Consider the following 26,930-nt stretch of genomic DNA (forward strand, 5'->3'; position numbering starts at 1 on the left):
CCTCGTGTCCACAGCTAGCTCCAGTTCCAAGCGACACAGCAGCGGCTGGCCAGTTACAGCGGTGCTGCTGGTGCCACAGCTTGGAAGCTAGCACCCTAGAGGACAGCCACATTGACCTGGAGTGGCTTATCTGGCCCACGGTGCCCGGCGGCATTGGCTGTGTCAGTTTACAGAGCCGATCACTGCTGGGGTATTTGCGGGTGAGTCACCCTTGGTTTGAGGTGAGCAAGCCGACGCGCCAGTTGATCCAAGATCCCGCCCTCTGGGTGGCAGCCAGTTTAGCCTGGGTGAGGGGAATCGGCAACAGTTGGAAGTTGGTACTCCGGAGGCTGCCTAAACTAGAATGAATGCAACCTCCACCCTCAGGATCCTGCCAGCAGTAAGATAAGACGAGGATCTCAACTAGCCAGCACCCCTTTCTGCAGGGAGGGAGATGGAAAGCCAGGTCGGCTCCTGCCTGAGTCATGCTGTTTAAATACACCCATCTCTTGCTGTTGTCCCTCCAGGGAGCCGCTGTGCAAATGAGACCCACATAATTCACAACGATTTTCAGGGCATTTTAGGATCCCCAATATTTGTACTACAGCCCTACAGATTGCCACCATCTATCACAGCAACAGAGTTTAATCCCAAGCGCCTGCATGCAGCTCCAGAACATTGACAGTACTGGGCAGGCGTTCTGAGAGAGATCTCCCATTAACCGAGGGTTTCTGGCTCTTTTCTAGTGCCCTCGACAAGTCTATTGGTCTACAGTCGCTTTGAGCAAGATCTAGAGCCTTCGCTGCTGCGCCTCGACTCAGTCTTTTTCCCAAAAAAGGTGAGAAGATATGGCTTTTTTAGCGATGCTTACTCGGTTCAAAGAGAGCATCGACCCAGAGGATAAATCTTGCTTGTAGAGACAACCAAATCTGATTGTTCATGCGCAGTAGAAACAAGATATACAAGCCCAATATGAACAAAACACACCAGTTTCCTAGGCTTCTGTAGGTTTGGACAATTTGGCTTTCGCTCCAACCAAACTCATAAACCAGGCGGTTCATATCCCCAGCAGCATCTCCTTGGCCGCATAGTAGGGTTCCCCAAGGGATTGGGGCTAACCCTTGCTGAATAAGATGCCACTGCCAAAAGCTTTTCCAGAGGCTGCTGCTCGCGATCCCCAACACGACAAATCGCCAAAAATCCCATCTCCAGCGATCTGGCAAGGGAAAATAAAAGCTGGCCATCAGAAAGGTGCTGAGATAAAATTCTCCTCCAACGCCGCTAAAAGACAAACAACATCTCCCAGGTGCGATTGGGCATCAGCCAGGTCATGTAAAACTGCAATAGAGCAAGAAAGATGGCCAGCACCTGCAGCCACCCAATCCGCTCCTTGCGGGCTGACCAGAAGAGTAGAATCAGTAAAAAGAGGATTCCAAAATACACAAAGGGATCCCTCTGCGAGCTAACGCTTGTCCAGCCGATGGGCAGAGGCAAAGCCCGATACCCGCTCCACCAGGCGACGGTGGCATGGCCAAACTCATGAATCCAGATGTGCAAAGGCAAATGCAACAACTGCAATAAGTCGATGTTGTTTACCATCAGGGCCACCGCAAACGCAGCCGGGTAAGCCCAAGCGTTGACTGCCCAGTTATCGAAGGAAAACCGATCCCAGCGCTGCTGGGAGCCTATTCTCAGTCTGCGTCGCCAGAGCAACTGGGAGCCGAGGAAAGCACAAATTTCCACTTGTTCCAGCCGTGGGATCCGCAGCTGCTTCAACATTAGAAAAAGCCGGGCGGTCACCACTTGAGGGGAGGGTTGTCCGGGAAGGGATCCCAGCAGGTAGATGTGCAGGGTGTTATCAGCAAAGCGAACTTGGGCAGGCCACTTTTGCCGCAGCAGCTCCAAGCGGACAACCTGCACAATTGCTTGAATATTACCGGCGCGGGCCAGAGAGAGGGGATCAGGTGGGCCTGTCATTCATTACTTGGCGAAATCTCAGGGGAAGGATCCCCACTATCCTCAGCTAGCTCCGCCGGCAGCAGCAAGAGGGCGCTCCCTTCAGGTCGCCTTGGGGGGAGGTTGGTATAGTTGAGGGCAGCAGGTAGGCAGAGTGGGTGGACGGTATGCCTGGCTTGGACAAGCGGGGAATAAGATGGGATCCCAAGCCGTGCTCCCTTTGGGGAGCAATGCTGCTGTGGGGCCTAGCTGGAGCGGGTCTATTTTCCCCCTTGCCCGTTCAAGCCCAACTGACTACCGTTACCGGTCTGTCTCGCATTGACCGCTGGCACTACGACCCGCAGCGGGGATGGCTGGAGGTCAACACCCAAGGAGAGGTGCGGCCTTTTCTGTTTGTGCTGCAAAACCCTCCTAGGGTGGTTCTGGATTTTCCCAACACCCTTTTTGGACGCGAGCCCCAAAGCCAGACCTTTCCAGGGCGAGTTACCTTGTTGGAGATCAAACAGCTCACCCCGACCATCACCCGCTTTGTCCTCCACCTGCAGCCAGACCAGCCCCTTAGCCTTGACCAACTGCAACTCCTTACCGCCGGCCCTTCCCGCTGGGCTGTTCAGTTCCTCCAACCTGAGCAACCCTCGCCCGCTGCCTCGCTATTTCCTCCTTCCCCTGCTTCCCAAGAGCCCACCGCCTCGTCCCTGCCCCCATCCTCAGGGCCGCCCCCCCGCCCTGAAGCCAGCCCACTCCCTCCTCCTGCAAGCTCCCGTTCCAGCCATCAGATCTTGGCCATCTCTCCCCAGGCGGAGGGCTTTTTCATTCGCACCCAGGGCAACCCTTCCACCACGGTGCGGCGCCTCTTCGATCCAAATCGGGTGGTTGTGGATTTTCTCAACACCACCCTTAGTCCTGCCCTCACCCAGCGGGTCTATCCTGTCAACCGCTTGGGGGTTTTGCGGCTGCGTGTTGGGCAATTCGAGCCTACGATTGCCCGCGTGGTGTTGGATGTGGATCCTTCCAGTGGGGATTGGGAGGCCCGCTACGACCCACAGCAGGGAGGAATCTGGATCCAGCCTGCTGGGGGTGCTGCCCAGGCCAGCCTTTTGCCTGATATCAGCCTAACTGATTCCCAAGGGCCGCTAGCCACCTTGCGCTCTGTGGAGCTGCGGGGAAATCAGCTCATCATCAGCGCCGATGGGTTTATGTTCTACCGGGCTGGCTGGGATCCCGAAAGCGGCAGCTACCGCATCAACGTGGCACCGGCGCGCCTGCCCGAGTCCTTGCCGGATCCCGGCTTGCCGGTCGGGGGACCGGTGCAGCGGATCCGCCTTGTGCAGGAAGATGCCCGCACGGTCAGCATTCTGGTGCAGCCCGCCGAGGACTTCAATGTCTTTGAGCCCAATCCCGGCCAGGGATCCCGCCGCATCACTTTGGAGTTGCGTCCTCTAGGCGCTCCTTTTCCCCCATCCCAGCCGCAGCCGCCTGCCCAGGCTTCCCGTCCTCGCCAAAGCCGGCCGGCTATTGCCCTTGATCCAGGCCACGGGGGACGGGATCCCGGTGCTGTTGGGGTAGATGGGATCTTGGAGAAGGACATTGTGCTCCTTGTTGCCCACCAGGTCCGACACCTGCTGCAGGAGCGGGGCTATGAGGTGGTGATGACCCGCACCGACGACCGTGAGGTGCTGCTGCGGCCGCGGGTGGATATAGCCGTGCAGGCCAACGCCACGCTGTTGGTGAGCATCCACGCCAACGCTCTGGATCGCTCCAGCGTCCACGGCATCGAGACCTACTACCTACGGCCGGATAGCGCCGAGCTAGCAGCAATCTTGCACCGCAGCCTGGTGCGAGCTACTGGCGCTGCGGATCGGGGGGTGCGACGGGCCCGCTTTTTCATGGTGCGGGAAACGCCCGTGGGCATGCCCTCGGTGCTGCTGGAGCTGGGGTATGTTACCAACCCCACGGAAGGGCGAAAGTTGGCCACCCCCGAATACCAGGCCGTTTTGGCGGGAGCCATTGCCGAGGGCATCGAGACCTTCTTGCGCAACCGCTAGAGCGTGCCACCCGTCTCAAGGCAGGGTAGGATACAGCAGCTTAGGCCAAGGTAGTGAGGGAGGAAGGAGCATGCGTTGGGGGTGGACAAGAGAGCCAGATCCCAGTTGGCCAATTGGGGTGTTTGACAGTGGCCTGGGGGGGCTCACCGTTTGGCGGGCCCTGCGGCGGCAATTGCCCCAAGAGCGCCTTGTCTATTTTGCTGATACGGCGCGGCTGCCCTATGGGGATCGCTCGCCTGAGGAGATCTTGACCTTCGTGCGCCAGATCCTACGCTGGATGCAGGCGCAGCCGGTGAAAGTCGTGGTGATGGCCTGCAACACCAGCTCGGCGCTGGCCCTAGAGCAAGTGCAGCAGGAGTTTGCCCTACCCATCCTTGGCCTCATCCTGCCCGGCGCCCAGGCGGCCTTGGCCCAAGGATCCCGCATTGGGGTCATTGCCACGGCGGCTACGGTTAAAAGCCGCGCCTACTCCAAGGCCATCCGTGAGTACAGCGCCCTGGATCCCAAGCGCTTTCCCCAGCCTGTCCACTGCTGGGAGCAGGCCTGCCCGGCGTTTGTTCCCCTCATCGAAGCCGGTCAGTTGAACAGCCTCGAGCTGCAGCAGGCCGCCAAACGCTACTTACAGCCGCTTCTACGGCAAGGGATCGACACCCTTGTCTACGGCTGCACCCACTATCCTCTCCTTGATCCCCTGCTGAAGTCTCTGCTGCCCCCTTCGGTCAAGCGGGTGGATCCCGGCGTGGCCCTGGTGCGCTCGCTAGCCCGTGAACTTAGCCTCTGGGGTCTCCGCCGGCCCCCAACAGCCCTCCGCGACGAACCGCACTGCTTCTATGTCAGCGGGGATCCAGAGCGCTTTGCCCAGTTGGCCACCCCTTGGCTGGGCTTTCGACCTCAGGTGGAACAGGTAGAGTTGCCAGCCCTAGACGTCAACAACTTCCGCCGAACCTAGACAAGAACAGCCATCTGCTCGAGAACGCCGGCGGAATAGGCCTATCTCCCTTCGCGCCAGCGGTGAACCTCAGCCCAGACACGGGTAGGCAAGCCCCAAATATAGATGAAGCCTTCGGCAGCGCGATGGTCGAATTGATCCCCTTCCCCGTAGGTGGCCAGCTCTGGGTTGTAGAGGGAGTAAGGGGAACGGCGGCCCACGCAGACCGCTTGGCCCTTGTGCAGACGCATCCGCACGACGCCGGTGACGCTTTTCTGGGTGGTGCGGACAAAGGCGTCAAGAGCCTCCCGCAGCGGCGAATACCAAAGGCCGTTGTAGATCAACTGGCTGTAGGTGGTCTCGATGCCGTACTTGTAGTGGAGGACCTCGCGGGGAAGGGTGAGGCTTTCCAGCTCGCGGTGGGCTTGAATGAGCACAGTTAGAGCGGGGCACTCGTAGATCTCGCGCGACTTAATCCCCACCAGCCGATCCTCAATCATGTCGATGCGGCCCACGCCGTGGCTGCCGGCCAAGGCATTGAGCCGCTCAAAGAGGACTCGGGGGCCAAGGCGCTGCCCGTCCAGCTCCACTGGGATCCCCTCTTCAAAGGCAATCTCCACATAGGCGGGTTCGTCGGGGGTTTGAGAAAGAGGCCGGGTGAGGGCATACACTTCCTCCGGCGGCTCTTGGTCGGCGTCCTCCAGGATCCCGGCTTCGACGCTGCGGCCTAGAATGTTGAGGTCGATGCTGTAGGGGCTGGACTTCTGCACCGGCATGGGGATCCCGTAGCGCTCCCCATAGGCAATGGTCTCCTCGCGGGTCATGCCCCACTCGCGCGCTGGGGCCAGCACCTTTAGCCTAGGGTTTAGGGCGGCAATGGCCAGGTCGAAGCGCACTTGGTCGTTGCCTTTGCCGGTGCAGCCATGGGCCACTGCGTCGGCACCCACTTCCTCTGCCACCTCTACCAGCAGCTTGGCAATCAGGGGCCGGGCCAGGGCAGTGGAGAGAGGGTAGCGCTGTTCGTAGAGGGCGTTGGCCTGGAGGGCGGGGAAGGCATAGTCGGTAATTAGGGTCTGGACAGCCTCCCGCACCAGCGATTGCTCTGCCCCTGCCCTAAGGGCCTTGGCCTGGATGGCCTCCAGCTCTGCTCCTTGCCCCAGATCCACCGCCAGGGTAACCACCGATTCCACCCCCCACTCGTGTTTGAGGTAGGGGATACAGACGGAGGTGTCAACGCCGCCGGAGTAGGCCAAAACCACCTTCTTTGCCCGTCCCATAGTGCTGTGGATCCCTGTTGGAGACAAGTTGCTAGCCCATTATGCCCTGTAGCTTGCCCAGTCTGACCCCTGGGGGCAGCTTGTCGAGTATTCTCCTCATAGGCTTGGGATCGCTGTCTAAGCAGGTGTTGGCGCGGCGTGGGGGGTGGGGCTCCAGTGAGCAAGGCCAGCAGAGGGATCCGAGCAGCGCAGCGGAGACTTAGCCAGAAACGAGCTCTGGGACTGGGGATCCTGTCGCTGCTGAGCTTTGTGGCCGGGGCAGGGTTTGCCGCCCTCTCCCAGCCGGAAGGGGGATCCCCGCCAGAGCTGCCCCGTTTTACCGCCCACGGCTGGCCCCTGCTGGATCCCCTGCCGCAGCCGGAGGAGATCTGGGAGTGCGAGCTGGTGGTGGTGGGCGGATCTCTGGGGGGCGTGGCGGCAGCAGGCCAAGCCATGCGGGGGGGCGTGCAAACCTGCCTCATCGAGCTCACTCCCTGGCTAGGGGGGCAGATCACTTCCCAAGGGGTATCGGCCCTCGATGAGTCTCTCCTCATGCGGCAGCGGGGCAATTTTTCCCGCCACTGGCTGGAGTTTAAGGCCCTCATTGAAAGCCAGCCGGTGCATCTCCCGTCCTGGACAGGGATCCCGCCCGGCACCCGCGTGGCCAAGATCAACAGTTGCTGGGTAGGGAGCTTGTGTTTTCCGCCCCAGGCAGGTCTGCAGGCGGTGGATACCTGGCTGCGGCAGGCAGCTCAGCATGCTCCCCAGAGTCGCTGGGCCACCCAGACGGCTTTTAAGGGGGCCACCTTCAGCGCCGACGGCTCCCGGATTGAGAGCATTTATGCTGTGCAGCGACAACCACGGGATCCCAACTTCGTGCCGCCAGGACGGCTGTGGCGCGAATTGGTGAGCTGGTATAGCTGGCAGGAGACGGAAGTGTTTGCCAAACGGGTGCTGCGGCTACAGGCACCGCCGGGCCGTCCCTTCTTCGTCATCGACGCCACCGATACCGGCGAGCTGGTGGGCTGGGCTGGCATCCCCTACCGGCTGGGCTCGGAAGGGCGGGATCTAACCGGAGAGCCCAATGCCGCCCCGGCCAGCAACCCGGAGTGTACCCAGGCCTTTACCTTTCCCTTTGTGCTGGCCATCCGCGACGATGGCGGCCGCTCCCGCGCCGAGCTGGCCCAGCTGCAGCCGGGCTACTCCCGCGCCGAACACCGCCGCCAGTTTGACCTGGAGGGCTTTCCCACCTTCAGCGGTCGGAGCTTTTTCAACTATCGCCGCATCGTCAGCAAGGGCCGCACGGATCCCTTCTACGGCACCCCGGTTCCCGGAGATCTGACCCTGGTGAACTGGAACCGCGGCAACGACTGGGGGCTGATGAACCCGCCCCTGATCCTGACCGAAGAGCGGCTGGTGGCCTCGGGGCAGCGCCACAACTGGTTGGGGGGGCTGGACGTCTCCGCCCTCAAAGATGGAGAAAACCACGCCCTGTTGTTTGCCGAGTGGCTGATGGAAACCCAATCCCGGCCCGGCTATCCCCTCTCCCTAGTGTTTGCCGAAGACTCCTTGCTGGGCACCCGCTCTGGCCTCAGCCTCTACCCCTACATCCGAGAGGGACGGCGCATCCTGGGGAGAGCTGCCTACGGCCAGGCGGAATTCATGATACTGGAGCAGGACATCCGAGTTGGCGCCAGCGGAGGGCGGGATTTCAGACCTACCGTTGTCGGGATCACCCACTACGCCATCGACATGCACGGCTGTCGCTACCGCAACTGGGAGCCCTCCCGGTCGGCCAGCTCCGCGCCGGTCAGCGAGTTTTCCGTTCGCCCCATTCTCATTCCCTTGGAAGCTTTGATCCCGCAGAAGGTGGATAACCTGCTTATCGGCGGCAAAGGGATCGCCGTCAGCCACATTGTTAACGCCGCTACCCGCACCCACTACGGGGAGTGGACCATCGGCTCGGCAGCTGGGCTCATCGTGGCCTGGTTGCGCAGCCAGGATCCCAGCTTGACCCCGGCCCAAATCGTGCCGCAGGGCAAGATGGCCGATTTGCAGCGCTACCTGGTTGCCCATGGACAGCGACTGCACTGGTAGGCCGCTGCTGCCGTCTTACCCCTCTGCGCTGGAAGGCACCCTTCCGCCATAGCGCCGCTGCCGCCACCACACCAGCAGGGGGCTGGCGATAAAGATGCTGGAATAGACCCCCAAGCTAAAGCCGATGAGCAAAGCAATCGCAAACCCCTTCAACGTGGCCCCGCCAAAAATGGCAATGGCCACCAGGGGCAGCATCGTCGTCAGGGTGGTGTTTAGGGAGCGGGCAAAAGTTTGGTTTAAAGACAGGTTCACCACCTCGGCAAAGCTGACCCGGCGGCTGACTAGACGCAGGTTTTCCCGGATGCGGTCGTAGATGACCACCGTGTCGTTGACGGAAAAGCCGATGATGGTTAGCAGCGCCACCACAAACAGGCTGTCCGCCTCCATGCCCACCGTCAGGCCCAAAAGGGCAAACAGCCCTGTGGTCAACACCACATCGTGCAGCAAGGCCACAATGGCAAACACTGCGTAATCCCACTGAAAGCGCAGGGCCAGATACACCACAATGAGCCCAAAGGAGATGAGCACGGCCACGAGGCCGGAGCGCAAGAGCAAACGCCCCACCGTCGGGCCCACCGTCTCCACCAGCCTGCGCTCAAAGGATCCCACCCGCTGCCGCAGCGTGTCTTCCACTGCCAGGCGCTCTTGCTCCGTCAAAGGGGGCATGCGGATCAGGGCTTCCTGGCCCGTCTGGGTGTCCAGTTGGATGATGCTGGTTCCCAAACCATGTTCCTGCAGCGCCCGCCGCAGCTCGTCGGTGGTGACAGGCCGCTCAAAACGCAGATCCAGCAAGGTGCCGCCGGCAAAATCCAGCCCCAGCCGCAGGGGGGTTCCTAGAGAGGCCAGAGAAAAAGCCATGCTGGCCAGCCCCACCAGCAAGACCGCCAAGGAAAGGGTAAACCAGAGCTTGCTGCGCCCGACGATGTCGAAGCGGTAGTCGAGCAACCGCGAGGATCCGCCTGCTAGCTCTTGCGCGGTCATGGTTGGGCCGCCTCCATGCGAACGCCGTAGAGTTCAGGTTTGCGCAGGGCAGGGATCCCCATTGCCGCCAACAGCAGGGTGCGGGTGCAGGTGATGGCCGTAAAGAAGCTTACCGAAACGCCAATAGCCAGGGTTACGGCGAAACCTTTCACCAGCCCCATCCCCAACCAAAAGAGCACGCCACAGACCAAAAGGGTGGTGACGTTGCTGTCGAGAATGCTGCTAAAGGCGCGGCTAAACCCTTCCGAGATGGACTTGTAAATGGACTTGCCCGCCCGCAGCTCCTCTTTGATGCGCTCAAAGATTAGCACATTGGCGTCCACCGCCATGCCAATGCTGAGAATGAAGCCAGCGGCTCCTGGCAGGGTCATGGTCACCCCCAGCAGTTGGAACAAAGCAAACGTACAGAGGGCATAGATGAGGAGAGCGATGTCGGCAATGAGTCCCGGCAGGCGGTAGTAGGCCACCATGAACACAAACACCAGCACCAGGCCGCCGATACCGGCATAGAGGCTGCGGCGCACACTTTCTTCTCCTAGGGTGGCCCCGACGGTGCGGTTTTCAATCACCTGAATTGGAACCGGCAGCGCCCCCGCTTTGAGCTTTATCGCTAGGTCGGTGGCAGTTTCCACCGTGAAATTGCCTGTGATCACCGCCGTTCCGCCAGTAATGCCAGTGCGGGCAAACTCCGGCCCCACGATCGGGGCGCTGATGAGCACCTCGTCCAGAAAAATCCCCAAGGGGCGATCCGTGCCAGCCAGCTCTCGGGTGACCTGGGCAAACTTCTCAGCCCCCTCCGGCTTAAACTCTAGCAGCACTTCCCAGCTCTGGGAGCCGCGGCGAGGGGCCTGGGGATAGGCGTTGCGCAGCAGATCCCCGGTGAGGCCGACCCCTTCAAACAAGGCTTCGGGGTTCTCTCCGGCTGTTACCTCCCCCCGTTCGTTGCGGGGCAGGGCGCTGACCGGAACTAGGCCCTTGCGAAATTCCAACTGGGCTGTGTCGCCCAAAAGAGCAACCGCCCGATCCGGATCTGCTACCCCAGGCAGTTGCACGAATAGACGATCCCGGCCACTGATTTGAATCAAAGGCTCAGTCACCCCCAGGCCGTTGATCCGCTGCTGGATAACAGCCTCCACTCTCTGCATCACTTCGGGAGTAATCTCAGGCACCTCCTGCGTCGGCAGAGCTTGCAGGGTAAGCTGCGTCCCGCCTTTGAGGTCAAGGCCGAGGCGAACTTCTCGGCTAAAGCCCAAGTAGGTGAGAGCCACTACCACTGCTAGGATAAAGACTAGGCCTCGCAGGAGGGCAAGCCGATTGAGCCACGAAGCTAGGGATCTAGCCATACTGCCTAGTTAAGCGAGGAACACGGCCGCACTGGTCGGCAGGCCCAAAGTTTTGTAACGCTTTGAACTTCTCGATTTTACCCTAGACGGACTTAGTTGACGCTAGAAGCTGTTGCCAGGGGCAGGCAGTGTCCCAGATCTGCAAGGGAGGAAAAGTGAAGGTGAATTGGCGACGAACTTGCCCAGTGGCGGCGTTGCTTTCTATGCTCACCTTCTGCGGATCCCCTGCCTGGGCGGGAGAGTACTTCACGGAAGAGGTGACTCGCCCCAGCGTAGAAGTTATCCATGGCTGGCGAGAGGTGGTGTCCGGCACTCGGGTTACCATCACCAACACCAGTCCGGGCTCCTTTCGGGTGCCCCTGGAAATTGAGCTGGCGGATCGGGCTAGCTGTGAGCGGGCGGACTTGGTGCTGACCAACAAGAGCACCTTGCCGCTGGGATCTTTTCAAGATTGCATCCTTAATCTCTTTCCCTATCTGGATAAGTTCATCAACCAGGAGGTTGCCAGCATCCGGGTTACCCTAAAAGGGCCAAATCCCCTCCTGGAGATCCCTCTGAGCGAAGCGGATCGGCTGATCCTGGCCCAGGTGGCCAACCAATCGCGGGAAGCGTTTGTCTTCTTTCAGCAGGAGCTGGCCCGCGTTTTGGAGCTCTTGAAGCAGCAAGGCGCCACCCCCCAACCCTCTGCCCCTGCAAGCCCAACGCCTGCGGCATCCGGACCCAACCCGGGCGAGTTGGTGATTGTGGGCTCAATCCGGGAAGAGCGGGTAGGGGCTGGCAGTCGCCTGAGTGTGGAGGCCATCAACCGCAGCAACCGCACTGTCCTCAACGCCCGCGCCCGTTTTACCTTCTACCGTGGCGGAGAAGTCGTCGATACGCGCGTGGCCGCCTTTGAGCCCAGCAATGTACCTCCTGGCCAGAAAGCTTCTGCCAGCGTGCTGAAAACGGACGCCAACTGGGATCGGGTTACTGTTACCTTCCAGTGGCAGTAAAGCTCCCTCAGGGAGCCAGGGCGTTGCCCCGCAGCAAGCTGCCCAGGGTTTTAACGGTAATCTTGAACTGCACCCAGGGGCTCATCGGCACCACCGTCTTATAGAGGTAGCTGGCAAAGGTTAGCCGCTGCACATCCCGGTCGGCGCACATCTCGACAAAAGCTTCGCGGGTGGCGTTGGAGCGGTAGAACACCCGCTGCAGAATGTCCAAGACTTTGTAGGTTAGGCCGTACTGGCGATCCCAGCGCTGGAGATAGAGCTTGAGATCCTCTTCTGTGGGGATACGCTTCCCGCCGTTGGAAGTTTCAACAATAGCCTCGGCGCACATGCGGCCCGACTTGGCAGCAAAGTAAATCCCTTCGCCGCTTGCCTTGGTTACATACCCTGCTGCGTCTCCTACCAACGCGGCCCGGCCCACTACGCGGCGCGGACGGGGATGCTCTGGAATGGGATGGGCCTCCACCTTGATCACCTGGCCCCCACGGATCCGGTCAGCAGCGCGGGCGCGGATCCCGGCTTGCAACTTTTGGATCTGGGCTTGGTTGGCCCTCATCGTGCCGGTGCCCACCGCCACATGGTCGCACTTGGGAAACACCCAGGCATAAAAGTCGGGCGAGACATCGTCTCCCACGTACATCTCTGCCCGCTCAGCATAGTAGGCCATTTTGTCCTCGGGGAGGCGAATGCGCTCCTGAAAAGCCAGGGCATAGTTGTAGTCCCCGGCACCAATGGCCTCTGCCACCTTCGAGTGGAACCCATCCGCCCCAATCACCACATCCACCGCCAGCGAGCGAGGTACCCCCTGCTGCGCGTTGCCAGAAAAGTCGACGTAGTGCAAGACGTAGGGATCCTGGCCATTTTTGGGGACTTCCAGGTGCATCACCTTGCCGTGAATGAGCTCTGCCCCCTTTTGACGGGCGCGGTTGCGCAAGAAAGCGTCAAGGACTTCGCGGCGGCACATGCCAATGTACTCGCCTTCATTTTCGAGGGCGATGTCCACCTCGTAATTGGAGGGCGAGATCATCTTCATCTTGCGCACCTTGCGGTCGATGATCTCCTCCGGCAGGTCGAACTCCGAAACCATACAGAGGGGAATAGCGCCTCCGCAGGGTTTGGCGTTGTCCAGCTTCCGCTCAAACAAAAAGGTCTCGATCCCGGCTTGAGCCAGAACCTCGGCTGCAGAAGCCCCTGCTGGCCCGCCCCCCACCACGGCAACTCTCAGGCTCAAGGCGCCCTCCTTTTTCTTTTTTCCAATTCCTAGGACTTCCCAAAAGGGAAGCTAGCCTGCAGCATACAGGAGTGCAGCAACAGGTACGGGTGCTGCGGTCTCTTGTCTACCCCCATTAAACCCGGGCGGGGCAAGGAATGCAAGGAACCCAAGAAGAGCTCTGGTGAGGAGGCCCTGTGGCGCAAGGCGAACTCTGCGGCTTGGGCGGATTGACCGTGGGGCTAGGTTCGGGATCCCTCAATGTGGGAGTAGGGCTCCAGGTGGATGGTGACCCGCACCGGCCCGTAGCGCTCCTGCAAGAGGCGTTCAACTTCCTCAGTGAGGCGGTGGGCGGACTCAATGTCCTGTGGCTCCACCACCAGGTGCATCTCGATAAAGACCATTTCCCCGGGGATGCCGCGGGAAGTGATGTCATGACAGTCAAGCACGCCTGGCACGCTCAGGATCAGATCCCGCAGGGCCTCGGCAGGAATCGCCACCCGGTCGGTGAGGTAGGGAAGATTCTCCTGCAGCACTTCCCAGCCGCTTCGGAGCACCAGCAGCGCCACCGGCAAAGCCAGGGCTTGATCCAACCAAGGGATCCCCCAATAATGCATGCCGGCCAACCCCAGCAAGACCGTCAGCGTTACCCCAACGTCGCTGAGGGTATGGCGCGCATCGGCCAACAGCAGCGGGCTGGACAGAGCTTTGCCCCAGCGGTGCTCGTAGAGGGTGACAAAGACATTAATGCCCAGCACGCCCACCATTACCCCCAAGGTCAGCTCATCGATCTGCAGGTGGGGCTGGGGCTCCCAAAACCGCTCCACGGCTGTGCGCAGGATCTCCAGGCTGGCCATCCCCAAAAAGGCGGCGATCCCCAGCGCTCCAATGGCTTCAAACTTGCGATGGCCGTAGGGATGGTCGTCATCGGGCTCTGGCGAAGAAAAGCGCACGGCCACCAAGCCCAAAATGTTGCTGGCGCTGTCGGTGGAGCTGTGCAGGGCATCGGCAATGAGGCTTAGGGATCCCGTCGCCAGCCCCAGGGTTAACTTGATGGCAAACACCAGGCTATTCAGCCCCAACGTAACGTACAGCACCCTCTGCACCTGGCGCTGACGGCGGCTGGCTATGGCAGCAGAATCCAGAAAGCTCACTGCAGCTCGAGCGGGGATCCACAGATATCCTGCTTTATTCTGCCACCGACCTCAATAGGGGTAAGGGATCCCAGGGGAGTGGGGTATCCTAACGGTGAGCTGCGGGGGCATGGGGGCCATCCGTTCGGGAGCGAACTCTGAGTATGCACGTTGCTGTGGTAGGCGCTGGCTATGTGGGCCTGGTAACAGGGGCTTGCCTGGCTCACCTAGGAAATAGCGTTATCTGTGTGGACAACAACCCCGCCAAGATTGAAGGGCTGCAGCGGGGTCGCCTGCCCATCTACGAGCCCGGCCTGGAAGACCTGGTGCGGGCTGGAACTGAAGCCGGTCGGCTGCACTTTACCACCGATCTTGCCCTGGGGGTGCAGGCCAGCGAGGTCATCTTCATTGCCGTAGGGACGCCAGCTCTGCCCAGCGGCGAGCCAGACCTGCGCTACGTAGAGGCTGTAGCGCGGGAGATCGGCCAGCACCTAGACGACCGCTACCGGGTTATTGTTAACAAGTCTACTGTCCCCATCGGCTCCGGCGACTGGGTGCGCATGCTGATTCTGGACGGGGCGGCAGAGGCCGCCAAGCAGCGGCTAGGCAGCCAGGCAGAAAAACAGAAGATGGCCATAGCGGGCGGGGATCCCACCCCCTCCTCCCTGGCCACCCTGGACAGGTCTCCCTGGGTGCCGCCCTTCGACGTGGTGAGCAACCCCGAGTTTCTGCGGGAGGGCAGCGCCATCCACGATACCTTTTACCCCGACCGCATCGTGATTGGCTCCAACAGCCCCCGGGCCATCGAGATCCTGCGGCAACTTTACGAGCCCATCCTTAGCCGCCAGCAAGGCTTGGGCGGGGATCCCGTGCCCTTGCTGGTCACCGACCTGGCCTCCGCCGAGATGATCAAATATGCCGCCAACGCCTTCCTAGCCACTAAGATCAGCTTCATCAACGAGATTGCCAATATCTGCGAGCGCACCGGCGCCGACATCCTCCAGGTGGCCGAAGGGATCGGCCTCGATAAGCGCATTGGCCGCGCCTTCCTCAACGCCGGCATAGGCTGGGGGGGGAGCTGCTTCCCCAAGGATTTGGCCGCTTTGATCCAGACGGCGGCTGACTACGGCTACGAGGCCAAGCTGTTGCGGGCTACTGTCGAGGTCAACCGTGAGCAGCGGCAGCGCTTGGTGGAAAAGCTGCAGCAGGCCCTTAAGGTGCTTAAGGGCAAGACCATTGGCCTTTTGGGCCTCACCTTCAAGCCCCACACTGACGACCTGCGGGATGCGCCGTCTCTAACCTTAATTGAGCAGCTCCACCGCCTGGGGGCCAAGGTAAAGGCGTATGATCCCATTGTCTCGGCTTCGGGAATGCGGGAGGGCCTAGCCCATGTGGTGGTGGAAACAGACGTGTTCCGCCTGGCCCAGGATTGCGACGCCCTGGTGCTGGTGACAGAGTGGCCGGAGTTCTTGTCGCTGGATTACCGGCGCCTTGCCGAGTTGATGCGGCGGCCTCTTATCGTCGACGGCCGCAATTGCCTAGACCGGCAGGCCCTTCAACAGGCGGGCATCACCTTAATTGGAGTGGGCTGGTGAAGGTTCTGGTAACGGGTGGTTTGGGGTTTATCGGCTCCCATCTGGTTAGCCGCCTTCTGCAGGAAGGCCACGCGGTTATCTGCCTCGACAACGGCTACACGGGGCGAGAGGAGAACGTGCGGGCCCACCGCAACAACCCCGCCTTTACCTTGCTGTGGCACGACGTGGCCGAGCCGCTGCCGCCGGAGCTGGAAAAAGCTGGCATTGAGCAAATCTACCACCTGGCCTGCCCTGCCTCTCCCCCCCACTACCAAGCGGATCCCATCCGCACCATCCGCACCAGCGTCTGGGGCACCTACCACCTCCTCGAGCTGGCCCAAAAGACGGGGGCCCGCTTCCTCCTAGCCTCCACTTCGGAAGTGTACGGGGATCCCCAGGTGCATCCCCAGCCGGAGGACTACTGGGGCCATGTCAACCCCATCGGCCCGCGGGCCTGCTACGACGAGTCCAAGCGCCTGGCCGAAACCCTAACCTTTGACTGGCAGCGGCAGTACCAAACGGAGATCCGCGTGGCCCGCATCTTCAACACCTATGGGCCCGCCATGCGGGAAGACGATGGTCGCGTGGTCAGCAACTTCATCGTCCAGGCGCTGCGCGGGGATCCCCTCACCGTCTATGGAGATGGCTCCCAGACCCGTAGCTTCTGCTACATCTCCGACCTCATCGAGGGCCTGGTGCGCCTGATGAACAGCCCTTATCCCGGCCCCTTTAACCTGGGCAACCCGCAGGAGGTCACCATTCTAGAGTTGGCTCGGCAGGTTTTGGCCCTCACCGGCAGCTCTTCTCCCATCGTCCACCGGCCTCTCCCAACCGACGATCCCAAGCAGCGCCGGCCCGACATCAACAAGGCCCGCGCCTTGCTGGGGTGGGAGCCCCAGATCCCTTTGCCAGTGGGCCTGGAGCTGACCATCCCCTACTTCCGCCGCCGGCTGGGGCTGGAGTAAAGGAAGACCTCTGGGAGATTTTCCCCAGAGCTGGCCAACTTTGCGGAAGAAAGCAGCCAGGCTGGCATGATACCCGTCATAATACGGAAAAGACATGTTAACTCAGCTAGGGGATCCCTACGCCTGTGGATACTTCTCCGGAAGAACCAACCACCCCCGTGCCCCTGGAAACCTACGGGCTGGAGGTGGAGAGGAAAGCAGTGGGCGCCTTTTTGACGGTGCTTCAGGGATCCAATAGGGGCAGGACTTTCCGCCTGGGGGAGACCGCAGTAGTGGGGCGCAGCCCCCAGGCCGACGTTCAGCTTTCCGACCCCACCATCTCTCGGCTGCACTGCCGGCTGAGGAAGGAAGGGGAAAACTATGTCCTCATCGATCTCGGCAGCCTCAACGGCACCTATGTCAATGGGGAACGGGTAAATTGCCGGGTTTTGGCGGATAGGGATCGCATCCAGCTGGGGAATAGCCTCCTGCAGTTTGCCTATTATGACCGGCTGGAGGAGGCTTTCTTTTTCCAGGTCGCTGCCGCCGCTCTCTACGACCCGCTCACGGGGCTGCACAACCGTCGGTTTTTCCTAGAGCACCTGCAGAGGGAGATGGCCTTTGCCCGCCGCCATAGCTTTCCCCTCCACTTGCTTTACTTGGACTTGGACAACTTCAAGCTCATCAACGACCGCTGGGGGCATTTGGCCGGGGATCAAGCCCTGATCCAAGTAGCCCAACAACTGCAGGATCAGGTTCGCCGCGAGGATCTGCTGGCCCGGCTAGGGGGCGACGAATTTGTCCTCATGGTGCGCGGGGTTCCGGAAGCTCAAATCCTGCAGTTGGCCAAGCGCCTGCGGCAGGCCATCCAATCCCTCCCTCTGCAGGTGGGAGCAGAAGTTATCCACCTCACCTGTAGCATTGGCGTCGCCTCTTTGCTCAGCCTTTCAGCAGAAACTTCCGTCCAAAGCTTTCTAGAGGCAGCTGACCAAGCCCTCTACCAAGCCAAAGTGCAGGGGGGCAACCGGGAAGTGTTGCTGTAGGGCTTAGGATCCCTCCACCAAGCTGGCGTAGGCCTCCGCGCTCATCGTGTCGTCAAGATCTTCCGGGTTGGTCATGCGCACCTTGATCAGCCAGCCATCTCCATAGGGATCGTCGGCAATGCTCTCTGGGCTGTCCACCACCGCTTTGTTTACCGCCACCACTTCCCCCGAGACAGGGGCATACAGATCCTCTACGGCCTTGACGGACTCCACCGAGCCAAAGCTCTCCCCCTTTTCAATTTCTGTCCCTTCCTCGGGCAGGCCGACGAAGACGATGTCCCCCAGCTGATCGACGGCATAGGCCGTGATCCCAATCACCGCAATGTCATCCTCAACCCGGATGTACTCGTGGGTGTCCACGTAGCGCAGATCGGGTGGGTACTCCAGGGCCATGCCACTTTCCCCGCTTAAATCCAGTGGACTATTCTAGGGCAATCCCTGAGGGCGGTAAAGCTCTCTCAGGCGGGAGGACTAGAGAAACTCTAGGAGCAGCCGATTCACAGTTTGGGGCGCCTCCTGCTGCGCCCAATGGCCGCACTCGGGGATGTACTCCTTGCGCAGGCCGTTGGGGAAGAAGGGATCCATTCCCTCGGTCAGCTCGCGGCTAAGGGCAAAGTCTTCTTCTCCCCAGATGAGCAGGGTGGGGGCGAAGATCGGACGCAGGGGCTGCAAAAACAGGTTCTGCAGAGTGGGCAGGCTAAACAGGTGGCGGTAGTAGTTGAGGGCAGAGGTGAGCACCTTGGGCTTGGCAAGGGCCTCTTGGTAAACCTTTAGGTCGTGGCGGGTGAAGGCGCTTTTGCGCACCGAGGTCTCTTGAAAAATGCGCCGCACCCACTCCTCGAGGTTCCACTGCAACACCCACTCTGGCAGCCAGGGCAACTGGAAGAAAAACAGGTACCAACTGCGGCGCATCTGGTCCAAATTGGTCAGGAACTCCCGGCGAAAGCAAGCGGGGTGAGGAGAGTTGAGCACGGCCAGCTTGCGGATCTCCTGGGGAAAAAGTTGCGCCCAGTGCCAAGCAATAGCCCCTCCCCAGTCGTGGGCCACCACCACCGCGCTTTTGGCCCCAAAATGGGCCAGCAGGCCGCGGACATCCTCGGTGAGGGTGTCCAGGTCGTAGCCGTAATCCGGTTTGTCAGAGTCGTTGTAGCCGCGCAGGTCAGGTGCCACGACGCGAAACCGCTGCGCCAACACCGGGATCTGGTGCCGCCAGGAATACCAAAACTCTGGGAAACCATGCAACAAGATTGCCAGCTCCCCTTCCCCCTGGGTGACATAGTGCAGTTGAATGCCATTGGTCAGGGCATAGCCGTGCCGCCAGCTCCCCATCCGGGCGGCCACCTCAGCAGGAAGGCGTTGGATCCCTGCTTCTGCCATGGTCTCTGCTCTTAGGCCAAACCTCTAGTTGGTATCCAACCATGCTAACGTTCTTTCTCTGGCGGGGGCTTTTTCAGAGGCTAGAGCAAGCGGCATTCTGGGAAAGAAGCTGCGGCTGGAAAGTTTGGATGAAAGCTTCTACACCATCCCCCCAGAGGATTGCCCTTCTAGGGGCGGGGGCCTGGGGAAGTACCCTGGCTCTGTTAGCCCAGGCTCGGGGCCACTGGGTGCAGGTTTGGGATCGGCGCAAGGGCTGGGATCTCAAAGAGGTAGTCCGGGGATCGGACATCATTATTTCGGCAGTCTCCATGGCCGGCGTGCGCCCCGTGGTCGAGGCCGTGCGCCAGGTGGGGATCCCCCCCCAAGCCATTCTGGTCTCGGCCACCAAGGGGTTGGATCCCCTGCAGCTCTTGACACCAGCCCAGATCTGGGCAGCCACTTTCCCTACTCATCCGTTGGTGGTGCTCTCCGGGCCAAACCTGGCCGCTGAGATTCGCCAGGGTTTGCCAGCAGCTGCAGTGGTGGCTAGCCGCAATCCCGAGGCAGCAGTGCAAGTGCAGCATGCCCTTGCCTCCGAGCGCTTTCGCCTCTACACCAGCAGCGATCCCCTAGGGGTGGAGCTAGGGGGTATTCTCAAGAACGTTATTGCCATTGCTGTGGGGGTGTGTGACGCGCTGCAACTGGGCACCAATGCTCGGGCTGCCCTGGTTACCCGCGGCTTGGCCGAGATGATCCGGGTGGGATCCCGCCTAGGGGCGCGGCCTGAGACCTTCAACGGCCTCTCAGGGCTAGGGGATCTCCTAGCCACCTGCCACAGTCCTTTAAGCCGCAACTACCGCGTAGGCTACGGCTTAGGCCAGGGCAAACCTCTGAGCCAGGTGTTGGCCGAGATCGAGGGAACCGCCGAGGGGGTTTACACTGCTCCCGTGGTGGTTCAGATCGCCGCCCAGCACGGCATCCAGGTGCCCATCACCCAGGAGGTGCATTGGCTGCTGCAAGGGCAGACCACCCCCGCTGCCGCCCTTTCCCGCCTGATGGAGCGACAACTCACCTCGGAATGAGCTCCTCTCCCTGAGGGGAAAGAGAGCTTGAGCTACCTGGAATAACCGCAAGTCTTCCCAGAATGAGCCATTTGGCGGAGTTTTTCTCTCCGAAGTTTCCCTATACTGCCTCTGTAGCTCTCCTAACTGCTCTCGCATCAACCTGGATTTCAGAGGTTCGGGGAAGCCAGAGCTTGGCTTGAGCGATGTGTGTCTCCTGCTTTTTCACAACCTCCCATGGCTAAACGCATCTTGGTGATCGAGGATGATCCCTCTATCCGCACCTACCTGCAGAAAGTGTTGCGGCAAGCTGGGTACGATACGTTGGCAGCTAGAGACGGGGAAGAAGGGCTGCAGATGGTGCGCGCCCTCCTGCCAGACTTGGTGCTATGCGATGTAGTCATGCCCAAGCTCAACGGCTATGCCGTGCTGGATGCTGTGTGATGGGATCAAGCCACAGCCCACATCCCCTTTGTCTTTCTCTCCTCCAAAGCTTCTCGAGAAGCTGTGGAACAAGGGCTACAACTTGGTTCCAACGCCTACCTCACCAAGCCCATTGATCAAAACCACCTCACTGAAGGCAATTGCCGCCCACCTAACTTAAACTGTTGCTAGCAGCCTTGTCCCCACTGCTTCCCCCTAGCAACAGAAGGGAGCACAGCTAATTCCTCTCCCCAGCCTCCCTGGCAGGGAAAAACCTCTCTACAACGGGGGATCAAGAGCGTTTCTAGCCACCCTCAAAAAATTCTGGAGTAGCCGCGCTGCGAGGTCGGGACGGGATCCCCAGTGGAGATGCAGGTAGGAAGCATGCAAGCGCTCATTGGCCCAGCCTTCCTGCTGGGGCGGGGATCCCCAAGCGTAAACTGGGCTTGGGCAGGGGGGGCTGCTGCGGGAGCGGTGAAACTCGTGTCCCCGCAGGCGATCCCCAGCCGGTGCCAGGAGGGTGGGGCGCAGGACGGTAGCCTCGCGATAGCCCAGGTACAGCCGCTCGCCCATGTCCACGGTGATGGGCAACAGGCCGGCCATGGGGTAGGTCTTTCCGTCCCAATCGGTGAGGGACTTTCCCAGTACCATCAAGCCGCCGCATTCGGCATAGAGGGGGGGGTGGATGGGTGGCGGAGTTTGCTGGGCTATTTTTTCAGAGAGGGCCGCGGCAAACAGTTCTGGAAACCCGCCCCCCAAGAGCAGGCCATCGCAAGGATCCGGCGGCCACAGCCCTACCTCCAGGGGGGAGTACTCCAATAGCTCCGCCCCCCAAGCCCGCAGGAGATCTAAGTTGTCGGCGTAGTAGAAGTTAAAGGCGGCATCGCGGGCCACTGCCACTCGCACGGGCGTTGCAAGGGGGCAGATCCCTGGCCAGAGCTCCCCCACTGCCGGCGGCAGGGAGCGGATTAGGGGCAGAAGCTGGTCCCAATCTAGGTGTTGCTCCGCCAGCTCAGCCCAGGCCTCCTGCCAGCGGGAGAAGCCAGCCAGTTCTGAGACGGGTACCAGCCCTAGGTAGCGGCTGGGCAGGCGCAAGTCCTCGCGGCGGGGGAATTGCCCCAAAACCGGGATCCCCACGGCTGCTGCTGCCTGCTGTAACATCTGGCCATGGCGCTCTGAGGCCACCCGGTTGAAGATGACGCCGGCAATAGTCAGGCGGGGATCGAAGTGGCTTAGGCCGTAGAGCAGGGCGGCCGCCGTCGTTCCCATGCCGCTGCTGTCGATGACCAGCACCACCGGGATCCCCAGCAGGCGAGCCACATGGGCGCTGCTAGCCCAGGAAGGCTCTGTCCCGCCGGGCAGGGATCCGGACCCTCGCCCATCGAAGAGGCCCATCGCGCCTTCTACAATCGCCCCATCTTTGTCCTGGCAGTGGTAGCGAAAGCAGCGCTGCACAAAGTCCTCGTCGGTTAAAAAGGGATCCAAATTGCGCGAGGGGATCCCGGCCACTGCCGTGTGGAACAGGGGATCGATGTAATCGGGCCCCACCTTAAAGGGCTGGATGCGCAGGCCCCGCCGCCGGAGCGCAGCCAACAGGGCTAACGTGACGGTGGTCTTGCCACTGCCGCTTGCCGCTGCTGCCAGCAGGATCGCCATTTGTCCGAGGGCTAGAACTCGATACCCATTTGGGCTTTGATCCCTTGGTCGCGAAAGGGATGCTTGACCAAGGCCATTTCCGTTACCAGGTCAGCTCGCTCAATTAGCCCTGCCGGTGCGCCTCGCCCAGTGAGGATCACGTGCACCCGTTCAGGTTTTTCGGCTAGGCCAGCCAACACTTGCTCCAGCGAGAGATATCCCAGCTTAAGGGCAACGTTGATCTCATCCAAAACCACCAGGTGGTACTCGCCGCTGCCAAATAGCTCCCGCCCCTTTTCCCAGGCTGCCTGGGCGCAGGCAATGTCCCGCTCGCGATCCTGGGTCTCCCAGGTAAAGCCTTCCCCCATGGCATAAAAGGCAACTTTTCCCAGCCCCAGTTCGGGATGGGCAGCCAACTTGCGCAACAGTTTGGCTTCGCCTGGATCCCAGGCCCCTTTGATGAACTGCACCACCCCCACCGATAAGCCCTGGCCGAGGGCGCGCAAGACAGTACCAAAAGCCGCCGTGCTTTTGCCCTTGCCCTGACCTGTATAGACGATAACTAAGCCTTTGTTGTCACGCATGCCTGCCAGGCGTTGCCGCTGGATTTGCTGGCGGCGCTGCATTCTTTGGCGGTGCTGCCGGTTGCGCTCGGCTTCCAGTTCCGGGTTGGGGGCGGTTGGAAAAGGGTGGGTCATGGTTGCAGCGGCAAGGACTTGTAGGAGCACTCTAGCAGGCCAGACTCCGAATTCGGCTTCCGGTTTTCTAGATTTTCCGAGAGCTGCCGCTGTTGGATTAGGATTTGGACAGAGCCGGGGGGATCCCTCCGGGCGGCGCTTTTTTATTAGGGGTGCTCTTCCCCAGGGCCGCAAAAATGGCGAGCGGCTGAAGCAGATCCTCACTGGCTGAGGGGGGTATATTAGTAAGGCTGGGCATGCCTTGCTGCAGATGAACCCAGAGGCGGGTTCTACCAGCTTGCGTGGGTTTCGTCTTGAGGAGAGGTTCCTTGTCCAAGTCATTCCTGTTTTCTTCCGAGTCGGTGACAGAAGGGCATCCCGACAAAATCTGCGATCAGATCTCCGATGCCGTTGTGGATGCCCTCTTGACGGCAGATCCCTCCAGCCGGGTGGCGGCAGAGGTAGTGGTGAGCACGGGCATGGTGATCCTCACGGGGGAGATCACCTCGAAGGCGCATGTCAACTTCACGCGCTTGGTGCGGGACAAGCTGACCGAAATTGGCTATACCGATGCCGAGAATGGCTTCTCTGCAGACAGCTGCGCGGTGCTAGTAGCCTTCGATGAGCAATCTCCCGATATTGCCCAAGGGGTGAGCAGGTCACTGGAAAGTCGCACCGTCTGGGAAGATGAATTCGACCTGCTGGGAGCTGGCGATCAGGGCTTGATGTTTGGTTTTGCCTGCAACGAGACCCCCGAGCTGATGCCCCTGCCCATCAGCTTGGCTCACCGCCTCAGCCGCCAGTTGGCTACGGTTCGCAAGAACGGTACCCTGTCCTATCTGCGCCCTGACGGCAAGACCCAGGTAACGGTAGCCTATGAGGGGGGGCGTCCAGTGGGCATCCACACCCTGCTCATCTCCACCCAGCACACGCCAACCATCGGCGACATTACGGAGGAGACGGCAGTGCAAGAGCGCATCCGCGCCGATCTCTGGGAGGCGGTGGTAAAGCCTGTGTTTGCCGAGCTGCCCATCAAACCAGACAGCAATACCCGCTTCCTCACCAACCCCACTGGCAAATTCGTCATCGGCGGCCCCCAGGGGGATGCCGGCCTGACAGGGCGCAAGATTATCGTCGATACCTATGGGGGCTATGCCCGCCATGGGGGTGGCGCTTTCTCCGGCAAGGATCCCACCAAAGTGGATCGCAGCGCGGCCTACGCCGCCCGCTATGTTGCCAAAAACATCGTGGCTGCCGGCCTGGCCCAGAAATGCGAGGTACAGGTCAGCTACGCTATTGGAGTGGCTCGGCCCATCAACCTGTTGGTGGAAACCTTTGGCACAGGGCGCATCCCTGACGAGGAGCTTCTGCGGCTGGTGCAGCGCCACTTCGACCTGCGGCCAGCAGCTATTCTGGCCCACTTTCAACTGCAGGAGCTACCCCGGCAGCGAGGGGGACGCTTCTACCAAAATGTAGCCGTCTACGGCCACTTCGGGCAAACCCATCTGGACCTGCCTTGGGAGCGCACCGACAAAGCCGACCTGCTGCGCGAGGAAGCTCTCTCCAGCTCAAGTGTCGCCCTGCCCTGAGCAAGAGGGGGAAACCTGGGATTCTTTCAGGGAAGCAGGAGCAGGAGAGTCGACAGGCTGGAGCTCCAAGGTAACCGAGAGCTCTGACTCGCAGGCCAGGGAGGCGGGTTGCAGCTCCCGGAGCAGGTGGCGGAGCTTGGGGGGAAGGTCCTGCAGCTCTGCTAACAACAGCTCAAGGGAAATGGCAGCTTCCTCCGCAAAGCGGGATCCCTTGCCAGAGGAGGCTGAAAGAGGTGAAGGAGGTCGGACAAGGAAGCTGGCGGCAGTTGGACTCAAGGAGCGGATCAGCTCTTCTTGTTCTCGCCACAGGGATCGGCTCATTTCCGGGGGAAAGGTGAGGTGGGGAGCACCGCGGCGCTGCCAGAGGCGGAGGATCTGCTCTACGGACGTGGCCTTGTAGCGACCTTGGTAGAGGGCCTCCAGCAAAGCGGCTGGGATCCAAGGGCTTGGGAACTGCCTGCTCCAGCGCTCTACCCACCTTTGGCTTGTCTGACCCTGCAGCTCGAATCCGTAGCGCTCCAAAAAGGTGGCGGAATCCATCGGCCGCTCCTAGCGCCAGGAAACTCACCCCAAAGCTAACCCAAAAGCAGTGAGGAAGTGCTCGAACTACCCCCGTCTGTCCCCTGCTACCCAGCCGCAGGTCAGCCACCTGACCCAGTCCCGCCCCTAGGAGCAAGCCGTACCTTTTGCCGCCTTCAACACCAGCAAGTCTAGGGTGCCGGTGTTCTCTTCGCCGCGGTAGTTAAAAGTGGAGCGCACCAGCCACAGGCCCTGCCGTGCTCGGCAGCAGAGGTTGAGCAGGGTGCGAGCTAGGACTTGCTGGCGTGCCTCTCGATCCCGAGCCGCATCGAAAACTCCCCCATCCCATTCCGGTGTCAGCACATGGCTGTTGTAGAGCCCGCGCCAGAGAGAGGGGGACCAGCTGGGGTTGGTGATGTCAAACCAAAACTGGTAGTCGGCCTCCAAGCCGCGATGGATGTAGGCCGCTGGCGTGGCTACCACCAGGTAGCGGGAGTAGTCGGGCTCAAAGCGGCTGTTGCTAGGGGTTTGTCCCGAGCGAATCATGGCCAAAAAGGCAGGATCCCCTGCTGTAGGAAAGGCGTGGCGAAATCGCTGGGCCGCATCCGTTAGCAACTGCAGCAGCTCTTGATCCTGAGGGGAAGCAGTGACCAGGTGCTCGGCAAAGAAGCGCTGGAAGAAAGCTGCCAAGGAAGGCCCAGGCCGGTAGCTGCGCAGCCAATCCAACAGCTTCTGGTAGCGCTCCAAGTTGGCAAAGCCCACCCGCTCTGGCTGCCGCACGGCGGTTTTGGGCCGCAGGGCACGTCCTACCGGGTCCAGGGTATCTTCAGCCAACAGCGTTGCTCGAACGGGATCTAGATCCAACACGCTGCTGAGCAGCAGCCGCCAGGCTGGCAAGGTGGGAAATGCTCCCCAGTGGGGATGGGCCACTTCTGCTGCCGTCAGGAGAGCCCGCACCAGGGGGTAGCGGATAAGAGCGGGGAAGGGAGCAATGGGCAAGACCTCCGGCAACTGCTCCTGGAGGCTTAGACTTATTCCGGCATCCATGCGAGGCAGGAGGACGGCGATGCGAGAGGGAGGGATCCTTGCTGCCAAAAGTTGTCGGATTTGGGCAACCATAGCCTCTAGGGCCGCAAAGGGGGTTTCTCCCTCCAGCACTTCCACCCTTGGCAGCCTCCCTGCCGGTGGTTCTGGCAGCCGAGAGGAAAGCTGGGGAGCCACAGCCCGCGCTATCTGCAGCCCCAAGCGGACCAGGCCGGCTGCGCTACAGGAGCTGGCTTCTGGGAACCGAACCTGCGTGTTTTCCAGGAGAAAGCAGGCTACTGCCTCCGGGATTGCCGTCAAAGAGATCCCGCCGCCGAGGGTGTAGCTGAAGAATTGGCTCTGCAGGTGGGCTTGCCCCTGGCGGTAGAACTCCAGCGCCACCCCGCAACTGTCTTCCGCCTGATCCACGATGAGGTGATCCCACTCCTGCCAAAACTCCGCCAAGGGCAGGATGTGCTCCTGAAACAGACGAATTTGCAGGCCAAAATCCAGCGCTCCCAACTGCAGCCCCGCCTGCCATAGTCGCTCTACACAGCAGCCCAGCGCTCCCAAGGCCTCTGCCCGGGCCGGATCCCTGTTCTCCGGCCAAGCTGCTGCTAGCCGGGATCCCACCGCTTCTGCCGTCAAGCCAGAAGCTCCGGCAATATAGGCAGCGCTGCTAACTTGATCCCAAATCTGGAACTCGTCCAGCCCAATATTCGCAAAGACCTCCCCGTGCCGCGGGCACAACGCACAGACTCGCCCACAGAGAAACTGAGTGAGATCCTTAGCCAGAAGCACAGGCTCAAACGAACACGGCAACTGGGGAACGAGAGCGCATACCTGCGGCCAATACTCAGCCAAAGCGCGCCCCACCCGCTGCAAAAACGTCTCAACCCGCCACGGGCCCACCAAACCCGAGCTGAGCGCCTGCAGGCGCCGCAACACCTCCGCCCTCTGCCGCCGGCTACGCACCAAAAACAAGATCCGCGCCGGATTGGCCCCGGCCTGCAGCAAATGCCAGTAGCGATCCACACAAGCCTGGGTCAGCCCACTGCGCGCCCACCCCATCACGCTCTGAAACTCTCTGTCTCCCAGCGTGGCTTTCCCAGGTGCTGAACCCATTTTTTAGCAAAACCTAGACAAGCAGCCTGTCACCTCATTATGAT

The 26,930-nt window shown here is 60.9% G+C and carries 23 protein-coding genes and 1 pseudogene; 11 read left to right on the forward strand and 13 right to left on the reverse strand.

Annotation, left to right across the window (positions count from 1 at the left end; translation table 11 throughout):
• Positions 1-347, forward strand: a pseudogene (locus tag NW860_RS00965) (hypothetical protein); the annotation flags it as partial.
• A gap of 489 nt (positions 348-836) precedes the next feature.
• On the opposite strand, the gene NW860_RS00970 reads toward NW860_RS00965, so the two are convergent.
• Both NW860_RS00970 and NW860_RS00975 read right to left on the reverse strand, forming a co-directional pair.
• A complete protein-coding gene (locus NW860_RS00970; RefSeq protein ID WP_414511949.1) occupies positions 837-1,271 on the reverse strand; it encodes a hypothetical protein in 435 nt (144 codons plus the stop codon).
• The gene (locus tag NW860_RS00975; RefSeq protein WP_414511950.1) at positions 1,261-1,956 is read right to left on the reverse strand and encodes a hypothetical protein; all 696 of its coding nucleotides are present in this window, start codon (positions 1,954-1,956) and stop codon (positions 1,261-1,263) included. The genes NW860_RS00970 and NW860_RS00975 overlap by 11 nt, the downstream gene beginning before the upstream one ends.
• 209 nt (positions 1,957-2,165) lie before the next feature.
• On the opposite strand from NW860_RS00975, the gene NW860_RS00980 reads away from it, so the two are divergent.
• Together NW860_RS00980 and murI are read left to right on the forward strand one after the other, a co-directional pair.
• Positions 2,166-3,980, forward strand: a complete 1,815-nt coding sequence (locus NW860_RS00980; RefSeq protein WP_414511951.1) for an N-acetylmuramoyl-L-alanine amidase — start codon at positions 2,166-2,168, stop codon at positions 3,978-3,980.
• 70 nt (positions 3,981-4,050) lie between these two features.
• On the forward strand, positions 4,051-4,929 hold the full coding sequence (gene murI, locus NW860_RS00985) for a glutamate racemase (RefSeq protein ID WP_414511952.1): 879 nt from the start codon (positions 4,051-4,053) through the stop codon (positions 4,927-4,929).
• Positions 4,930-4,970: 41 nt separating this feature from the next.
• Here the strand turns inward: murI and NW860_RS00990 are convergent, their stop codons facing one another.
• Positions 4,971-6,185 (reverse strand): argininosuccinate synthase, encoded by a 1,215-nt coding sequence (locus tag NW860_RS00990; RefSeq protein WP_414394184.1) that lies wholly within the window; start codon positions 6,183-6,185, stop codon positions 4,971-4,973.
• A 156-nt stretch (positions 6,186-6,341) separates the two neighbouring features.
• On the opposite strand from NW860_RS00990, the gene NW860_RS00995 reads away from it, so the two are divergent.
• Entirely contained in the window at positions 6,342-8,261 is a 1,920-nt protein-coding gene (locus NW860_RS00995) for an FAD-dependent oxidoreductase (protein WP_414394186.1), read from the forward strand.
• A gap of 15 nt (positions 8,262-8,276) precedes the next feature.
• Here NW860_RS00995 and secF read toward each other — a convergent pair whose 3' ends face one another.
• Positions 8,277-9,242 (reverse strand): protein translocase subunit SecF, encoded by a 966-nt coding sequence (gene secF, locus NW860_RS01000; protein WP_414511953.1) that lies wholly within the window; start codon positions 9,240-9,242, stop codon positions 8,277-8,279.
• Positions 9,239-10,585, reverse strand: coding sequence for a protein translocase subunit SecD (gene secD, locus NW860_RS01005; protein ID WP_414394188.1), 1,347 nt, complete (start codon positions 10,583-10,585; stop codon positions 9,239-9,241). The genes secF and secD overlap by 4 nt, the downstream gene beginning before the upstream one ends.
• Before the next feature lie 161 nt (positions 10,586-10,746).
• On the opposite strand from secD, the gene NW860_RS01010 reads away from it, so the two are divergent.
• Positions 10,747-11,577: a hypothetical protein gene (locus tag NW860_RS01010; protein ID WP_414511954.1), complete on the forward strand. Its 831-nt coding sequence runs from the start codon at positions 10,747-10,749 to the stop codon at positions 11,575-11,577.
• A 7-nt stretch (positions 11,578-11,584) separates the two neighbouring features.
• Here the strand turns inward: NW860_RS01010 and chlP are convergent, their stop codons facing one another.
• The gene (gene chlP, locus NW860_RS01015) at positions 11,585-12,805 is read right to left on the reverse strand and encodes a geranylgeranyl reductase (RefSeq protein ID WP_414394192.1); all 1,221 of its coding nucleotides are present in this window, start codon (positions 12,803-12,805) and stop codon (positions 11,585-11,587) included.
• A gap of 221 nt (positions 12,806-13,026) precedes the next feature.
• Positions 13,027-13,938, reverse strand: a complete 912-nt coding sequence (locus NW860_RS01020; protein ID WP_414511955.1) for a cation diffusion facilitator family transporter — start codon at positions 13,936-13,938, stop codon at positions 13,027-13,029.
• A gap of 143 nt (positions 13,939-14,081) precedes the next feature.
• Here NW860_RS01020 and NW860_RS01025 point away from each other — a divergent pair, with 143 nt between their 5' ends.
• From NW860_RS01025 to NW860_RS01035, 3 genes are all read left to right on the forward strand, one after another.
• Positions 14,082-15,512: a UDP-glucose dehydrogenase family protein gene (locus NW860_RS01025; protein ID WP_414511956.1), complete on the forward strand. Its 1,431-nt coding sequence runs from the start codon at positions 14,082-14,084 to the stop codon at positions 15,510-15,512.
• The gene (locus NW860_RS01030; protein WP_414401785.1) at positions 15,509-16,456 is read left to right on the forward strand and encodes a UDP-glucuronic acid decarboxylase family protein; all 948 of its coding nucleotides are present in this window, start codon (positions 15,509-15,511) and stop codon (positions 16,454-16,456) included. The genes NW860_RS01025 and NW860_RS01030 overlap by 4 nt, the downstream gene beginning before the upstream one ends.
• A 125-nt stretch (positions 16,457-16,581) precedes the next feature.
• Complete coding sequence (locus NW860_RS01035; protein ID WP_414511957.1) at positions 16,582-17,478, forward strand: diguanylate cyclase; 897 nt, start codon at positions 16,582-16,584, stop codon at positions 17,476-17,478.
• Between the two features lie 3 nt (positions 17,479-17,481).
• Here the strand turns inward: NW860_RS01035 and gcvH are convergent, their stop codons facing one another.
• Together gcvH and NW860_RS01045 are read right to left on the reverse strand one after the other, a co-directional pair.
• Positions 17,482-17,871: a glycine cleavage system protein GcvH gene (gcvH, locus tag NW860_RS01040; protein WP_414394202.1), complete on the reverse strand. Its 390-nt coding sequence runs from the start codon at positions 17,869-17,871 to the stop codon at positions 17,482-17,484.
• Positions 17,872-17,949: 78 nt separating this feature from the next.
• A complete protein-coding gene (locus tag NW860_RS01045; RefSeq protein ID WP_414394204.1) occupies positions 17,950-18,855 on the reverse strand; it encodes an alpha/beta fold hydrolase in 906 nt (301 codons plus the stop codon).
• A gap of 128 nt (positions 18,856-18,983) precedes the next feature.
• Between NW860_RS01045 and NW860_RS01050 the strand changes: the two genes are divergently transcribed.
• Both NW860_RS01050 and NW860_RS01055 read left to right on the forward strand, forming a co-directional pair.
• Positions 18,984-19,916 (forward strand): NAD(P)H-dependent glycerol-3-phosphate dehydrogenase, encoded by a 933-nt coding sequence (locus NW860_RS01050; RefSeq protein WP_414511958.1) that lies wholly within the window; start codon positions 18,984-18,986, stop codon positions 19,914-19,916.
• Positions 19,917-20,132: 216 nt separating this feature from the next.
• A complete protein-coding gene (locus NW860_RS01055) occupies positions 20,133-20,339 on the forward strand; it encodes a response regulator transcription factor (RefSeq protein WP_414511959.1) in 207 nt (68 codons plus the stop codon).
• A gap of 258 nt (positions 20,340-20,597) precedes the next feature.
• Here NW860_RS01055 and NW860_RS01060 read toward each other — a convergent pair whose 3' ends face one another.
• Both NW860_RS01060 and cobO read right to left on the reverse strand, forming a co-directional pair.
• The gene (locus NW860_RS01060) at positions 20,598-21,974 is read right to left on the reverse strand and encodes a cobyrinate a,c-diamide synthase (protein ID WP_414511960.1); all 1,377 of its coding nucleotides are present in this window, start codon (positions 21,972-21,974) and stop codon (positions 20,598-20,600) included.
• 11 nt (positions 21,975-21,985) lie between these two features.
• Positions 21,986-22,651 carry a cob(I)yrinic acid a,c-diamide adenosyltransferase gene (cobO, locus tag NW860_RS01065; RefSeq protein ID WP_414411294.1) on the reverse strand — a complete coding sequence of 222 codons (666 nt, stop codon included), beginning with the start codon at positions 22,649-22,651 and terminating at the stop codon, positions 21,986-21,988.
• A gap of 308 nt (positions 22,652-22,959) precedes the next feature.
• Between cobO and metK the strand changes: the two genes are divergently transcribed.
• Positions 22,960-24,219 (forward strand): methionine adenosyltransferase, encoded by a 1,260-nt coding sequence (gene metK / locus NW860_RS01070; RefSeq protein ID WP_414404830.1) that lies wholly within the window; start codon positions 22,960-22,962, stop codon positions 24,217-24,219.
• On the opposite strand, the gene NW860_RS01075 is transcribed toward metK, so the two are convergent.
• Together NW860_RS01075 and NW860_RS01080 are read right to left on the reverse strand one after the other, a co-directional pair.
• Positions 24,199-24,759, reverse strand: coding sequence for a hypothetical protein (locus NW860_RS01075; protein ID WP_414511961.1), 561 nt, complete (start codon positions 24,757-24,759; stop codon positions 24,199-24,201). The genes metK and NW860_RS01075 overlap by 21 nt on opposite strands.
• A gap of 126 nt (positions 24,760-24,885) precedes the next feature.
• A complete protein-coding gene (locus NW860_RS01080) occupies positions 24,886-26,886 on the reverse strand; it encodes a hypothetical protein (RefSeq protein ID WP_414511962.1) in 2,001 nt (666 codons plus the stop codon).
• Positions 26,887-26,930: the final 44 nt, after the last annotated feature.

Source organism: Synechococcus sp. F70.1 (assembly GCF_047502745.1).
Taxonomy (GTDB): domain Bacteria; phylum Cyanobacteriota; class Cyanobacteriia; order Thermostichales; family Thermostichaceae; genus Thermostichus.

Bases quoted from the DNA above. Each gene is read 5' to 3' on its own strand.
- NW860_RS00975 (WP_414511950.1), bottom strand. From the start codon at position 1,956: ATGACAGGCCCACCTGATCCCCTCTCTCTGGCCCGCGCCGGTAATATT.
- NW860_RS00980 (WP_414511951.1), top strand. From the start codon at position 2,166: ATGCTGCTGTGGGGCCTAGCTGGAGCGGGTCTATTTTCCCCCTTGCCC.
- murI (WP_414511952.1), top strand. From the start codon at position 4,051: ATGCGTTGGGGGTGGACAAGAGAGCCAGATCCCAGTTGGCCAATTGGG.
- NW860_RS00990 (WP_414394184.1), bottom strand. From the start codon at position 6,185: ATGGGACGGGCAAAGAAGGTGGTTTTGGCCTACTCCGGCGGCGTTGAC.
- secF (WP_414511953.1), bottom strand. From the start codon at position 9,242: ATGACCGCGCAAGAGCTAGCAGGCGGATCCTCGCGGTTGCTCGACTAC.
- secD (WP_414394188.1), bottom strand. From the start codon at position 10,585: ATGGCTAGATCCCTAGCTTCGTGGCTCAATCGGCTTGCCCTCCTGCGA.
- NW860_RS01025 (WP_414511956.1), top strand. From the start codon at position 14,082: ATGCACGTTGCTGTGGTAGGCGCTGGCTATGTGGGCCTGGTAACAGGG.
- gcvH (WP_414394202.1), bottom strand. From the start codon at position 17,871: ATGGCCCTGGAGTACCCACCCGATCTGCGCTACGTGGACACCCACGAG.
- NW860_RS01045 (WP_414394204.1), bottom strand. From the start codon at position 18,855: ATGGCAGAAGCAGGGATCCAACGCCTTCCTGCTGAGGTGGCCGCCCGG.
- NW860_RS01050 (WP_414511958.1), top strand. From the start codon at position 18,984: ATGAAAGCTTCTACACCATCCCCCCAGAGGATTGCCCTTCTAGGGGCG.
- NW860_RS01055 (WP_414511959.1), top strand. From the start codon at position 20,133: ATGGCTAAACGCATCTTGGTGATCGAGGATGATCCCTCTATCCGCACC.
- NW860_RS01060 (WP_414511960.1), bottom strand. From the start codon at position 21,974: ATGGCGATCCTGCTGGCAGCAGCGGCAAGCGGCAGTGGCAAGACCACC.
- cobO (WP_414411294.1), bottom strand. From the start codon at position 22,651: ATGACCCACCCTTTTCCAACCGCCCCCAACCCGGAACTGGAAGCCGAG.
- NW860_RS01075 (WP_414511961.1), bottom strand. From the start codon at position 24,759: ATGGATTCCGCCACCTTTTTGGAGCGCTACGGATTCGAGCTGCAGGGT.
- NW860_RS01080 (WP_414511962.1), bottom strand. From the start codon at position 26,886: ATGGGTTCAGCACCTGGGAAAGCCACGCTGGGAGACAGAGAGTTTCAG.